General features: G+C 68.5%; 9 protein-coding genes. 4 read left to right on the top strand and 5 right to left on the bottom strand.

Going from position 1 to position 13,844, the window contains the following annotated elements; all coding sequences use genetic code 11:
* Positions 1–18: 18 nt before the first annotated feature.
* Genes meaB through HUA74_RS25465 form a run of 3 tightly spaced genes read right to left on the bottom strand, consistent with a single transcriptional unit; the run spans position 19 to position 5,101 of the window.
* A complete protein-coding gene (gene meaB, locus HUA74_RS25475) occupies positions 19–1,002 on the bottom strand; it encodes a methylmalonyl Co-A mutase-associated GTPase MeaB (protein WP_174456636.1) in 984 nt (327 codons plus the stop codon).
* Entirely contained in the window at positions 999–3,188 is a 2,190-nt protein-coding gene (gene scpA / locus HUA74_RS25470; RefSeq protein WP_174456635.1) for a methylmalonyl-CoA mutase, read from the bottom strand. The genes meaB and scpA overlap by 4 nt, the downstream gene beginning before the upstream one ends.
* Positions 3,188–5,101: a methylmalonyl-CoA mutase subunit beta gene (locus HUA74_RS25465; RefSeq protein WP_174456634.1), complete on the bottom strand. Its 1,914-nt coding sequence runs from the start codon at positions 5,099–5,101 to the stop codon at positions 3,188–3,190. The genes scpA and HUA74_RS25465 overlap by 1 nt, the downstream gene beginning before the upstream one ends.
* A gap of 179 nt (positions 5,102–5,280) precedes the next feature.
* Between HUA74_RS25465 and HUA74_RS25460 the strand changes: the two genes are divergently transcribed.
* The 3 genes from HUA74_RS25460 (at position 5,281) to HUA74_RS25450 (ending at position 7,990) form a co-directional block, all read left to right on the top strand.
* Complete coding sequence (locus HUA74_RS25460) at positions 5,281–6,153, top strand: helix-turn-helix domain-containing protein (RefSeq protein WP_174456633.1); 873 nt, start codon at positions 5,281–5,283, stop codon at positions 6,151–6,153.
* A gap of 75 nt (positions 6,154–6,228) precedes the next feature.
* Complete coding sequence (locus HUA74_RS25455; protein WP_174456632.1) at positions 6,229–7,332, top strand: ankyrin repeat domain-containing protein; 1,104 nt, start codon at positions 6,229–6,231, stop codon at positions 7,330–7,332.
* A 127-nt stretch (positions 7,333–7,459) separates the two neighbouring features.
* On the top strand, positions 7,460–7,990 hold the full coding sequence (locus HUA74_RS25450; protein ID WP_174456631.1) for a DUF2378 family protein: 531 nt from the start codon (positions 7,460–7,462) through the stop codon (positions 7,988–7,990).
* An 18-nt stretch (positions 7,991–8,008) separates the two neighbouring features.
* On the opposite strand, the gene HUA74_RS25445 is transcribed toward HUA74_RS25450, so the two are convergent.
* Positions 8,009–11,614, bottom strand: a complete 3,606-nt coding sequence (locus HUA74_RS25445) for a M1 family aminopeptidase (RefSeq protein WP_174456630.1) — start codon at positions 11,612–11,614, stop codon at positions 8,009–8,011.
* A gap of 13 nt (positions 11,615–11,627) precedes the next feature.
* Positions 11,628–12,509: an ABC transporter ATP-binding protein gene (locus tag HUA74_RS25440; protein ID WP_141645627.1), complete on the bottom strand. Its 882-nt coding sequence runs from the start codon at positions 12,507–12,509 to the stop codon at positions 11,628–11,630.
* Between the two features lie 39 nt (positions 12,510–12,548).
* On the opposite strand from HUA74_RS25440, the gene HUA74_RS25435 reads away from it, so the two are divergent.
* A complete protein-coding gene (locus HUA74_RS25435; protein ID WP_174456629.1) occupies positions 12,549–13,790 on the top strand; it encodes a cellulase family glycosylhydrolase in 1,242 nt (413 codons plus the stop codon).
* The last annotated feature ends 54 nt before the right edge of the window (positions 13,791–13,844 follow it).

Raw genomic sequence — 13,844 nt, 5'->3', positions numbered from 1 at the left:
GAGGCTCGACGCGGACTGTCAAGCCCTCGATTCCGGGAGGAATGCACCCAGGACGCGCAGTGCGGCGGACGTCGCCGTGGCACGGCCCTCACGCACGTCATGTTCCAACTGGGGGAACAGGGCGGCCACCGTGGGGTTCGCATGCAGGGCCGCCCGCAGGCCGTCCTGCACCATGGACCACATCCAGCCCACCTGCTGAGCGTGCCGACGCTGCTCCATCGCTCCAGAAGCCACGCGCTTGTCCAGTTGCGCTTCCAGCGAACTCCACAGCGAAGCGATGCCCGTGCCCTCCATCGCGCTGCACGTCGTCACCACGGGCTCGTTGCCGGGACGCATCAGGTGAAGCGCGGCGCGGTACTCGGCGCGAGCGCGCTCGGCGCGGGGCTGGTTGTCACCATCCGCCTTGTTGATGGCGAGCATGTCCGCCACCTCCAGGATGCCGCGCTTGATTCCCTGGAGCTCGTCCCCCGCACCCGCGAGCATCAGCACCAGGTAGAAGTCCACCATGTCGGCGACCACCGTCTCTGACTGGCCCACGCCCACCGTCTCCACCAACACCACGTCGAAGCCCGCGGCCTCGCACAGGAGCAGCGTCTCGCGAGTCTTGCGTGCGACACCGCCCAGCGTTCCGCTGGAGGGACTGGGACGGATATAGGCCGCCGTCTCACGCGACAGCCGGGCCATGCGCGTCTTGTCGCCCAGGATGCTGCCGCCGGAGATGGTGCTCGACGGGTCGATGGCGAGCACCGCGACGCGCCTTCCCTCGCCCACCAGGTGCATGCCCAGCGCGTCGATGAAGGTGCTCTTGCCCACGCCGGGCACGCCGCTGATGCCCACCCGTCGGCTGCCACCCGTGTGAGGGAGCAACCGGGTGAGCACTTCCTGGGCGAGCGACTGGTGGCGCGGGTGCCCGCTCTCCACCAGGGTGATGGCGCGAGCCAGCACGGACCGGTCGCCCGAGCGGACGCCTTCCACATAGGCCTCCGCCGTCAGCAGTTTCACGCCTCCTCCTGCGCCGCCGAGAGCTTCTCCAGCAGCTCCACCGCGGCCTTCGAGATGACGGTGCCGGGGCCGAAGATGGCGGCGGCGCCCGCGGCGCGCAGCTCGTCATAGTCCTGCGCCGGGATGACGCCGCCGACGACGACCATGATGTCCTCGCGGCCCAGCTCGCGCAGGGCGCGCTTGAGCTGTGGCACCAGCGTGAGGTGGCCCGCGGCCAGGGAGCTTGCGCCCACGACGTGGACGTCGTTCTCCACGGCTTGGCGCGCGGACTCCTCGGGCGTCTGGAAGAGCGGGCCGATGTCCACGTCGAAGCCCAGGTCCGCGAAGGCCGTGGCGATGACCTTCTGTCCCCGGTCATGCCCGTCCTGCCCCATCTTCGCGATGAGGATGCGCGGCCGACGGCCGAACCGCGCGAGGAACGTGTCCGCGGCGGCGCGCGCCTGGATGATTCCCTGGGAGTCCTTGCCTGCTTCGCTCGAATACACGCCGGACACGCTTCGCACCGTGGCCTCGTAGCGCCCGAAGACCTTCTCGAGCGAGTCGCTGATTTCGCCCACCGTGGCCTTCGCCCGCGCCGCGTCGATGGCCAGCGCCAGGAGATTCCCCTCGTTGCGTCGGCCCGCCTCCGTCAGCGCGTCCAGCCTCCGCCGCACTTCCTCCGCGTTGCGCTCCGCGCGCAGCTCCTTGAGCCGGGCGATCTGCGCCTCGCGCACCGCGGAGTTGTCCACCTTGAGGATCTCGATGTTGTCGGGGCGCTCGGGCGGGTACTTGTTCACGCCGATGATGGCCTGACGGCCGGAGTCGATGCGCGCCTGCGTGCGGGCCGCCGCCTCCTCGATGCGCAGCTTGGGGAGGCCCGCTTCAATCGCCTTCGTCATGCCACCCAGCGCTTCGACCTCCTGGATGTGGCCCCAGGCCTTCTGCGCGAGCTCGTGGGTGAGCCGCTCCACGTAGTAGCTGCCGCCCCACGGGTCGATGACGCGCGTCGTCCCGCTCTCGAGCTGGAGATACAACTGGGTGTTGCGGGCGATGCGCGCGCTGAAGTCGGTGGGCAGCGCAATCGCTTCATCGAGCGAGTTGGTGTGCAGGCTCTGCGTGTGGCCCTGGGTGGCGGCCATCGCCTCCACGCAGGTGCGCACCACGTTATTGTACACGTCCTGCGCGGTGAGGCTCCAGCCGGAGGTCTGCGAGTGGGTGCGCAGCGCCAGGCTCTTGTCGCTCTTGGGGTTGAAGCCCTTGATGAGCCTGGCCCAGATCATCCGGGCCGCGCGCATCTTCGCCACCTCCATGAAGAAGTTCATGCCGATGGCCCAGAAGAACGACAGTCGGGGCGCGAAGGCATCCACTCCCAGGCCCGCCGCGAGACCCGCGCGCACGTACTCCACGCCGTCCGCGAGCGTGTAGCCCAGCTCCAGGTCCTGCGTCGCTCCCGCCTCCTGCATGTGATAGCCGCTGATGCTGATGCTGTTGAAGCGCGGCATCTTCTCGGCGGTGAAGCGGAAGATGTCGCCGATGATGCGCATCGACGGGCCCGGCGGGTAGATGTACGTGTTGCGGACCATGAACTCCTTGAGGATGTCGTTCTGGATGGTCCCGCTGAGCTGCTCGGGCTTGACGCCCTGTTCCTCGGCCGCGACGACGTAGAGCGCGAGGATGGGCAGCACCGCGCCGTTCATCGTCATCGACACGCTCATCTGGTCGAGCGGGATGCGGTCGAACAGGATGCGCATGTCCTTGATGGAGTCGATGGCCACGCCCGCCATGCCCACGTCGCCCGCGACGCGAGGATGGTCGCTGTCGTAGCCCCGGTGCGTCGCGAGGTCGAACGCGATGGACAGGCCCTTCTGACCGGCCGCGAGGTTGCGCCGGTAGAAGGCGTTGGACGCCTCGGCCGTGGAGAAGCCCGCGTACTGGCGCACCGTCCACGGCTGCTGCACGTACATGGTGGAGTAGGGGCCGCGCACGAAGGGCGGCAGGCCCGGCAGCGAGCCCAGGTGCTCGACGTCCGCCAGGTCCTCGCGCGTGTACACGGGCTTGACCGGGATGCCCTCGGGCGTGTCCCAGTGTTCGGCGTCGCGCCGGCTGGTGGCGGCCTGGCTTCCCTGCGCATTGAGTGCGGGCGTGGGCGCCTGCGTCTCGGGCGCGTCGAAGTCGATGCCGGAGAAGTTCGGGACGTGGGTGCGCATCAGGCCACTCCGAGCTGCGCGTGCAGCGAAGACAGAAGCGAGAACAGGTCCGCTCCCGCGTAGATGAAGAGATCCACACCAGCCGCGCGGAACGCGGCCTCGTTGTCACCAGGACGACCCGCCACGGCGACGACCCGCGCGCCCTGGGCCTTGAGCTGGCTCGTCAGCACGGGCACCCACTCCGGATACATCGCGTCCGGTCCGGAGATGACCGCGAGGGACGCGCCGGACTCCGCGAAGGCGGCCACGGCGGCGGCGGGGTCGGCGAAGCCGTGCTTCTCTCGCGACTCGATGCCTCCCGCGGCCAGCGCGTTGACCACCCACATGGACCGTGTCGTGTGCTCCGCCACCGCGCCCAGGCTCGCGAGGAACGCGGTGGGGCGCTGGCCCTTCGCCGCGAGCGTGCGATCACTCGCGTCGCGCAGCAGCTCGAAGGGCTCCGAGATGCGAGAGGGCTTGAGGCCCACACTCCTGCTCACCTCCGCGCTCTCCTTGATGCCGGGGACTCGCCCTGATTCCTCGGCGCCGAAGGCCTTGCGGGCCTCGCGCTTCACGGGCGTCTCACCCAGGAAGGGGAACTCGCTCACTCCGACGATGGGCTGCTTGCGCGTGCGCACGGCCTTGTCCCGCGCCGCGCGCGTCTCCGTGAGCACGCGGGCGATATCGCCTTGAGTGAGTGCCTTCTCCATGCCGCCCAGGCCTTCGATTCGCTGCAGCTCCGTCCAGGCCGCGCGCGCGATTTCGGTGGTGAGCTGCTCCAGGTAGTAGCTGCCACCCGCCGGGTCCGCGACGCGGTTGAGGCTGGACTCGTCGCGCAGGATGAGCTGTGTGTTTCGCGCGAGCCTGCGCGCGCCTTCATCGGGAGCACCCAGCGGCTCGTCGAAGGGTGACGTGCTGACGCTGTCCGCGCCCGCGACGACCGCTGCGAAGGACTCGGCCGTGCCGCGCAGGATGTTCACCCACGGGTCGCGCTGTGTCTTCGTGGCGCTCGCGGTGCGCGCATGCAGCCGCATGGCCTGCGCCTCGGGGGATCCGCCCGACGCGGCGACGACCTTGGCCCAGAGCAGCCGCGCGGCGCGCAGCTTGGCGATCTCCGGGAAGAACTGTCCGCCGACGGACAGCGCGAACTGCACCGAGCGCGCCGCGACCTCCGGCGACACGCCCGCGCGCTCCATCCCGCGCAAGTACTCGACGCCCGTGGCGATGGCCCACGCCAGTTCATGCACCGACGTGGCGCCAGCGTCCGAGTACGCCCGCGTCGAGATGAGCAGCGCGCGCAGCTCCGGCGCGCTCCCGCTCAGCGAAGTGACGAGCGGCGCGGCCTCGGTGAACATCGCGTCGACGCCACCCGGCAGCGCGCCGGTGCGAGCGAGGATGCCCAGTGGGTCGATGCCCAGCGAGCCGCTCAGCGCCTTGCGCGACACACCCGCCTTGGTGGCGACGTCCAACAGCAGGGACGCCATGGAGACGGGCGCCGCCTCGGACTCCAGGTGCACGGGAGTGCGGGCCAGGAGCACCGAGGCCAGCAGTTGCTCCATCGAGGCCTCGTCCTTCACGGGGATGCCGCGAGTGGGGCCCAGGCAGAGCCAGACCGCCAGCGTGCCGCGCTCCAGGTCATTGCGGATGGCCTCGGCGGCGACGGCGATGTCGGGCTCGGCGTACTCCTGGCACACCAGCCATCCACCCTCGGTGTGGCCCAGGGCCTGCGTGCCTCGCACGTACGGCGCGACGCCCGGGGGCGGCGGCGCGGCGTCCTGGGAAGCGTAGAGGGGTTGGAGCGTCAGCCCGCCTTCCAGCGGCGACTGGAGCGACGTGAAGGGCTTGCCCTTCAGGTCCTTGTCCACGAGTCGGCGCCACTCGTCGAGCGAGCGAGCCGGGAACTCGGTGGCGATGTGAAGAGGCACTTGCGACATGCTGTGTCCTCGCAGGGGAGTGGCACCATGGGACGGGCCGTTCCCGTCCCATAGGCGCAAAAACGGGCCGCGGCAATGGCGAGGTGAAGCCGGTCCTTGTTGGCGGGCACCGGAAGTCCCTTATTGGCACCGGTGGCCATGCTAAGGCGTCAACAAGGCGTGTCTTCGGAGGGTGCCGCATGACCACGCAAAGCCCCCATGCGCGAGTGGTCCGGCAGGCCTCCGAGCAGGGTGGTTGGGAACTGGTGTTCGGCACGCCCGACGCCCGACTGCGCGAGCACGTCCACGACTACTGCGGCTATCGTGAATCCACCCCTGGCCCGGTGCGTCGACGCGAGCTTCCCGCGCCGCAAGTCGTGCTCATCATCGACTTCGGCCCGCCGCTGCGCATCGTCGACCCGAGGACGGGGCGACCGCTCGGCCGACATCCGGTCGGCTTCGTCGCGGGGCTGGATGACGGGTACTCCATCACCGAGACGGCCGGGTCGATGAACGGCATGCAGGTGAACTTCACGCCCGTGGGCGCACGACGGTTCTTCGGCATACCGCTGCATCACCTCGCGCGGCAGGTCGTCGGACTGGAGTCGGTGCTCGGCGCGGAGGGGCCGCTGCTCACGGAGCGGCTCGTCGAGGCGCCGTCCTGGGAGGCCCGCTTCGCGCTGCTGGACCAACTCCTCCTCTCACGCATCCTCACTGCGCCCGAGGCTTCACCCGTCATCGCCTGGACGTGGCAGCGGCTGCGCGCCAGTGGCGGACAGGTGGAGATTGGCGAGCTGGCCCGGGAGCTGGGCTTCAGCCAGAAGCACGTCATCGCGCGATGTGGTCAGGAGCTGGGCCTGACGCCCAAGCTGCTCGCGCGACTCATCCGCTTCGAGCGTGTCATCCAGGTGCTGAAGTCCGGCGCGGCGGAGAGCCAGGCCCGCCTCGCGTTGGAGCAGGGCTACTTCGATCAAGCCCACCTCATTCGCGATTTCCGGCAGTTCACGGGAGGTCCTCCTGGAGAGTTCCTCCGTCGGCGATTGCCCGCGCTGGGTGGAACGCGCGCGGACTGAGGCACGGCCCGTGTCCGGGGTTGCATTCACGCACGAGTCACGCGATGGATTCGCGAAGCGCCGAGGCCACACACCATGACGGAACAGCAGTACGAGCTGACCAAACTCTTCCGACAAGTCCAGAGCCATAAACACCTCGAGGACCATGTTCAGGTCTACGAAGCGGACAGCTTCGACGAGCGCTTGGCCAAGGAGCGTGCGGAGAACGAGGTGGCGCTCGGGAAGATCCGCCAGATGCTCGTCGGGGGTGTGAGCCTGGACTTCGTTGACCAGAACCAGCACACGCCGGTGCTGCTCGCCGTCACCCAGAACAACGTGGAGCTCCTCCAGCTCTTGAAGGAGTACGGCGCCAACCTCCTCGCGCCATACCGCTACGACACGCCGCTGCACCGCGCGGCGGAGTTCGGCGCGGACCGCGTGGTCCGGTTCCTCATCGAGCAGGGCGCGGACCCGCGTGGTCTGACTCCAGGAGGGCAGAGCGTGCTGGGCGCGGCACGAACCTCGCGACACAGCCGCAAGGTTCCGGCCCTGCTGGTGGAGCTGCTGCTGCCGACGAAGTCCCAGAGACCGCCTCCGCCCAAGAAGCCCAAGGGCCTGTCGGAAGAGAAGGTCGTCCGCTATCTCCAAGGCGCCGCGCCGCCGGGCGTGCGACCCGCTTCGTGGGAGAAGCTCCGCCTCATCATGGACGCGGTCTTCGTGGAGGCGCACTTCGTCACCATCGATGCGTTCTTCGAGGGCATCGAGGAACAGTCCTCGATGAACCCGGACCTCGTCTTCGCGGGCATCGGGCTCATCCAGGCGGCCATCGCGGAGCCGCCCAAGGACAAGAAGGTGAAGAAGGTCTCCAAGTCGAGCTACGTCCATCACGGCAACCTGGAGGTCGAAGGCCCGCTGAAGGTCGGCGCGTTGATGGTGACGGGCAACCTGACGGTGAAGGGTGGGGCCGCAAACCCCCAAGGCGCCTCGCTGTTCGTCGGCGGTGACTTCACCTGCGAGACGCTCAAGTCCCAGGGCCCGGTCATCATCGGCGGCAACCTGGAGGCCACGCACGTCACGGCGCAGTACAACGACTACGCCCTGGAGGTCCGGGGCACCCTGCGCGCCGCGAAGCTCGTCGTGGAGAACAAGCACGTCGTCACGGCGGGACGCTTCGAAGTCTCTGAGCGGGTGGATTCCTAGCGCGCCTTCGGGAGCCGAGTGAGCGGGGCCTCGCTGCTGTCGGTCGAGGGTGGGGCGAAGGTCAGCCCACGTCTTGAACCACCGCGTCATGACCGGATGACGCGGCTCCCCTAGGGTGTCGCCCCACATGCCGACCGAGGTCAGAGTCCAGTCCACGTTGTTCGAGTCGCTGGTCCGCTGTGCGAATCCCGACGCGGCCATGCGCGCCGAGTTCCTCGCCGCGGGCTACGACGTGGACAAGCCCCGGGCCATCTATCCCAGCTCCGTGTTCCTGGCCTGTCAGGCGCTGGTGCTGCGCACGACGTATGGGGGGCTCGCGTCCAAGCAGGCGCAGCGGGAGATGGGACGGGATTTGCTCCGCCAGTACTTCGACACGCTGGTGGGGCGCGTGGTGGGGATGGCCCTCAAGGTGGCCGGGCCGGAGCGGGCGATGAAGCGCGTGGCGCTCAGCTTCAGCTCCGTGTTCGAGCCGGTGAACATCCAGACCGCGCTGCTCGCGCCCCAGGACTATCGGGTGAAGTTCCGCGACTACCCGTTCCCCGCGGAGGCCGCCGCCGGCACGTGCGAGGGCGCCCTGAAGCAGGCGGGCGCCCTGAGTGTCACCGTGGACGTCGAACGGTATGAGACGGAGGGCTTCGACCTGCGCATTCGCTGGTGAAGCCCTCGGAGGTGTTGCTCAGGGCTGGGTGGGGCTCCCCAGCGCGAGCGTCGCGGCCACCTTGGGCTCCGTCACGTTGTCCTGTGACTGGCGGTCGATGAGCTTGTTGAGGGGATCCACGCCGACCTCGGCCGGTTGCACCGGCACGGTGAAGGTGATCTCCGATTCCCCCTTGCCCACCTTGCGCTTCTCCAGGAACAGCGCCTCGCCGTTGCTGTCGAGCGCGCCCACGTCCATCCAGTCGGAGAACTCCAGCTCCGTCTGGTTGCCCTTGTCGTCGCTGCGGAACTTCTTCGCGATGACCTTGAGCGTGACGTCCCAGGTCCCCTGGGTGTTCTGCCGCATCGTCGCGGACACCGCGCGGTTGTCGTAGAGGGTGATGGTCTCGAAGAGGTCTTCCAGGAGGTACTGATACTCCGGCGGCGTCTCCTCCCGCAGGAAGCCGAGCAGCTCCGCGGAGCCCGTGTACGGCGGCCCCTGGAAGCGGACCTTGTCCACGTAGCGCTTCATGGCGCGGTTGACGCGCTCCTCGCCGATGAAGTCCTGCAGCGCGTACATGGCGAGGCTGCCCTTCTGGTAGTGGATGTACATCTGGTTCTCCACTCGGGACAGCGGCACTTCCTTCTTCCGCTCCAGTGCGCGGCCCATGAGGTAGCCGTCCAGCTCGAACTTGAGGAAGCGCTTCATCTTCGTCGCGCCGAAGCGGTGCTTCATCACCATCAGCGCGGTGTACTGGGACATCGTCTCCGACGTCATCGTGCTGCCCTGCGCGCGCGCGCCCACCACCTGGTGGGCCCACCACTGATGGGCAATCTCGTGCGCGGTGACGTAGTACGGGTAGTCCACGTCATCGGGGCTGCCGTCGCGCACGCGGGCGATGAAGCCCAGTGATTCCGAGTACGGAATCGTGTTGGGGAAGGACTGCGCGAAGGCACCGTAGCGGGGGAACTCCAGGATGCGGGCCTGCCGGTGCTGGTACGGCCCGAAGTTCTCCGTGCAGTACTCCAGCGTGTCCTTCATCCCCCGCATCATCCGGTCCAGGTTATAGACGTGCGTGGGGTGGTGGTAGATCTCCAGCGCCACGTTCTTCCACGTGTCGCGCGCCACCGCGTAGCGCGCGGACAGCACCGAGTAGAACTTGAGGATGGGCTGGTCCATCTTGTAGCGGAAGAAGCGCCGGTTCCCCTCGGTCCACTCCTTCTCCAGGTAGCCGGGGGCGATGGCGATCTGATCCGCCGAGGTGCTCACCGTGGCCTGGAAGCTGACGAAGTCCGCGTCCTGGGTGATGTAGTTGTTGGCCTTGGCCTTCGGGTCATCCCGGTCCGGCAGGCGCTCCTTGGGCGCGAGGCCGTACTCCTTGCGGTCACCGTCCTCCACCAGCTCCGCGTCCTCCTGATAGCCCAGCGTGGGGAGGTTGCCGCTGTTGAAGAAGGTGCCGTTCTCGACGATGTCCGTGCGCGTCGAGCCATGCCTCATGCCGCGCGGCGCGTACTCCAGGTCGAACACCAGGTCCGCCTCGCCGCCGGGAGCCAGCGGCGTGGGCAACTGGAAGACGAAGAGGCCGAGCGACTCGTCGCGCTTCGCCGGGGTGTCCACGCCCGCCAGGGAGAGCTTGCGCACGCGTGCGTCGCGCGGCAGCTCCATGAGCACCTGGGAGATGGGCTGCTCCGTCTTGTTGCGCACGCGATAGGTGCCCAGCGCCTCCATGCGTCGCTCTTCCGGGTGGATGTGGAAGGTGACGTCCACCGCGGTGACGCGCGGATGGGGCAGGGCGGCGAAGGACTTGTAGTCCTTCTCGTAGCGAGCCAACGCGCGCTCGCTGTCCTTCGCCGTGACGTACGGATTGAGGATGCGCGTGTTGTAGGTGATGAACGCGCCAGTCCCCACGAACACGAGCGCCGCGAGGATGGCGGTCACCGTCCAGGCCGGGGTGCGGCGGGCCCGCGCTTCAGCGAGCCGCTCCTTCCAGGCCGTTCCACGTCCCCGAACGACGAGCAGCGCGCCCGCGGCCACCATGAGCGTGGCCAGGCCGTACCAGTACAGGCGGTGCCAGGCGACCGAGGCCAGGAAGTGGCCATAGCCGTTCAGGTCCGAGTAGGGCGCCGCGGGCTCCGAGCCATAGCGCACCAGCGGCTCCTCGATGCCCAGCAGCCCCAGCGCGGCCTGCGAGGCGAAGTAGAGCACCATGACCAGGTACGCGACGTACTTGTGGTGGATGAGCACCTGCGCGAAGAAGGCGAGCACGCACAGGAGGATGTTGTGCGTGAAGTCGAGCAGCAGGATGTCCGTGAAGTACAGCCACCACTCGATGTCGAAGAAGCCCCGGCTCACCTGGGAGATGACCGTCGCGAGCGCGACGACGCCCTTGAGCGACAGCACCACCAGCAGCAGCGCCCCGAACTTCGCGGAGTATCCGACCCACGTCGGAGCCCGCGTCGCGTCGACGATGTCGCCGAGGCCCGCGTCCCGCTCCTTCCACACCAGCTCCCCCGCGTAGAACGTCAGGGTGATGAGCACGAAGGGATGGAAGGTGGACGTGGCCATCTCCAGCGCCTGCCACGTCACGGGCAGGGTGGCGGTGCCGAAGATCTGCTTGGAGATCAGCGAGGCGATGGTCACGAAGGCCAGGCCCGCCACCACGAAGGACCAGTACACCGGCGAGCGCAGCACGTCGCGGAACGCCAGCCACGCGGAGGACAGGGCCGTGCGCACCCAGCTTCCGAATGTGGGCGCGGGCCGCGTGGTGGGGATGGCCACGGGCACGGCGGGCACCTCCTCGCGTGCCGCGGGGCGAGCACCGCTGTGTTCCTCCACGGTGGTCCGGAAGCGCGCCACCGTGAGGCCCAGCAGCAAGGCGCCCACGGCGCTCCACACGAGCCGGTTGATGAGCAGCCAGCCGGTGAACGGAATCAGGTCCCGATTGCGCTCAGCGGGCGTCCAGTACCGGGTCACCGTCTCGATGGTGGTGAACCCGAACGGGTCCAACAGCGAGCCGAGCTCCTGGTTGGCCACGTCCGACATGGCGGAGCTGATGACCACGTAGCCCAGCACCAGCACCACCATGCCCACGTACACCGGGGCCATGCGGCGCGTGAGCGCGGCCAATGAGAAGAACACCGTGCCCGCGAAGAACAGCGTGGGCCACACGCCCACCAGGTACGGCCACACGTAGGCGAGGGTCTGGTGCGGCGCGAGCTGCGTCTTGTCGACCAGCCACACGACGCCGGCGCCCACGAGCAGGCCGGGAATGATGGCCAGCATCAGTCCGGCGCTGAAGAGATACGCGCCCAGGAAGCGGCCGAGCAGGTACGGCGTCTTCTTCACGTTCTTCGTGAAGATGAGCATCCACGTCCCGTGGCCGAAGTCCTGGTGCGCGGCCTGTCCGAAGATGGCCGCGACCATGAAGAGGCCGAACAGGGCGATGGTGGTGGTGAAGCCCAGGAGCGTGTGCGGGCTGTTGGCCAGCACGCGCTCGGAGCCGGAGCTGGCGGAGACGCTGCGGAAGACGCCGCCGGTGGCCATCATCAACAGCATGCCGGCGCCCGCCAGCACGGCGGCGTAGATCCAGGTCGAGAGCATCTTGACCCGGCGCCGCAATTCGAATGTCACGAGAGCGCTGAACATGGGGTGTCCTCGCTCACGCCTTCTTCGACGCGCGTGAGAGCGCGTGGAAGTAGACGTCTTCCAGGTCGGGGCTCGCGGGCTCGAAGCCCGCCGGTGCGCTCTCCGCGTGGACATGCACCAACCGCTGGCCGGCCACGCGTCTTACCGCGATGACCTCCAGCTCCTTCGTCAACGCGTCCAGCTCCTCCTGCTTCGTGACGAAGCGCTTCCACACGCGCCCTTGCAGCGCGTCCACCAGTCGCAGCGGGTGTCCGCTGGCCACGACGTTGCCCTGGGCGAGGATGGCCATGTTCTGGCAGAGGTCCGCCACGTCCGAGACGATGTGCGTGGAGAGGAGCACCACGACGTCCGCGCTGATCTCCGCGAGCAGGTTGTGGAAGCGGAAGCGCTCGGCTGGGTCCAGGCCGGCGGTGGGCTCGTCGACGATGAGCAGCTTGGGGTCTCCCAGCAGCGCCTGGGCGATGCCGAAGCGCTGCTTCATGCCGCCGGAGAAGCCGCCGAGCCGGCGGTCCCTGTGCTCCCACAGGTTCGTCTTGGTGAGCAGCGCCTTCACCGCGTCATGGCGCGCGCCGCGCTGAGACAGGCCCTTGAGCTGCGCGAGGTGGTCCAGCATGTCCCAGGCCGTCACCTTGGGATACACGCCGAAGTCCTGGGGCAGGAAACCCAGCACATCGCGCAGCTTGTCCTTGTCGCGCCGCACGTCGATGCCGTCGAACGTCATCGTTCCGCCGTCAACGTCCTGCAACGTGGCGATGCTGCGCATGAGCGTCGACTTTCCGGCACCGTTGGGGCCGAGCAGTCCGAACATGCCGCGCGGAATGGTGAGGGAGACGTCGTGCAACGCCCGCGTTCCATTGGGGTACGTCTTGGACACGCCTTCGAGTCGGAGCTCCATGTCGGGCATCAACCTAGCCCATCCGTTACCATGCGCTCCATGTTCTCGCCGCGTTGGAGTCCCTGCCTCGCGCCCGTCCTCTTGCTGTGCGCGTGTGGCGAGGGGGAGCCGGTGATGTTGGAGGCAGCGGCGGCCGACTGTGGGAGCGCCGAGCCCCTGCGCCTGGATCGCCTGCCGGTGGGCAGCATGGTGCTCAACTCCTATTTCCTCCAGGAGGAAGCCGCACGCGACGTGCGCCGTGGGTTGCATGAGTCACCCATCGTCGAGGAGGTGTTGGCCAAGGCGGCGGCGCTCGGCGCCGTGGCGCTGCGGACCAATGGCCACAACGAAGCGCCGGAGAAGGTGGGCGACAGCACCATCCAGGTGGGGCCGCTCCAGTACGACGAGGTCGCCCTGCGAGGGTTGGACCGGGTGCTCGCCCGCGCGCGAGTGCATGGCGTCAGGCTGGTGCTCACGCTCGGCAACTACTGGGATGCCTACGGTGGCACTCGCCAGTATGTGACGTGGGCGGGGCTGCCTTCTCCCATTCAGGGCGACCCGCGCTTCTTCACCGACCCCGTCGTCGTGGCGCTCTACAAGGAGCACATCGCGCGGATGTTGGAGCGGGTGAACACGGAGGATGGCATCCGCTATGGCGATCATCCGGCGGTGCTCGCGTGGGAGCTGCTCAACGAGCCTCGCGGCCGGGGCCTGGACGCGGAGGGCGCGAGCATGCGGGCGTGGGTGGATGAGGTGGCGCGCGAGGTGAAGTCCCGCGCGCCAGGTCACCAGGTGGGGACGGGAGAGGAAGGCTTCGAGCCGTCCTCGGAGGGCTACGACGGCGCCTTCTGGGCTCGCGCGGGCACGACGATGCTGCGCACGCCCGGCTCCAGCTTCACGCGCAACACCGCGTCGCCGTACATCGACTTCGCTTCGGTGCACTTCTATCCGGAGTCCTGGGGCCTGGACGACGCGGACATGGCCGAGGCGGGAGCGCGGTGGATTCGCGAGCACGCGGACATCGCCCGGGGGCTGGGCAAGCCGCTGTTCGTGGGCGAATTGGGGCTGCGCAACGAAGGGGCCCTGGATTTGTCCCAGCGCCGCGCGCTGTATCGCGGCTGGCTGGAGTGCATGCGCAAGTCAGGCGTGGGCGCCGGCGCGCTGTGGATGTTCGCCAACGACGCGCGGCCCGACGCGTGGGACGAACACACGTTCTACTTCCGCGATGGCACGCGGCCGGAGGACCCGGCCAATCGCTATGCCGACCTCGTCGTGGAGGCGGCGGGCGCGGCGAGGCCCTGACACACGAAGGCCCGGTTGGGAGTCGTGCTCCCACCGGGCCGGAGGTGTCACGAG

The sequence above is a fragment of the Myxococcus sp. CA051A genome (assembly GCF_013336705.1).
Taxonomy (GTDB): domain Bacteria; phylum Myxococcota; class Myxococcia; order Myxococcales; family Myxococcaceae; genus Myxococcus; species Myxococcus llanfairpwllgwyngyllgogerychwyrndrobwllllantysiliogogogochensis.
Note: the sequence above shows the minus strand (reverse complement) of the source record. Positions and strands in the feature narration are given on the sequence as shown.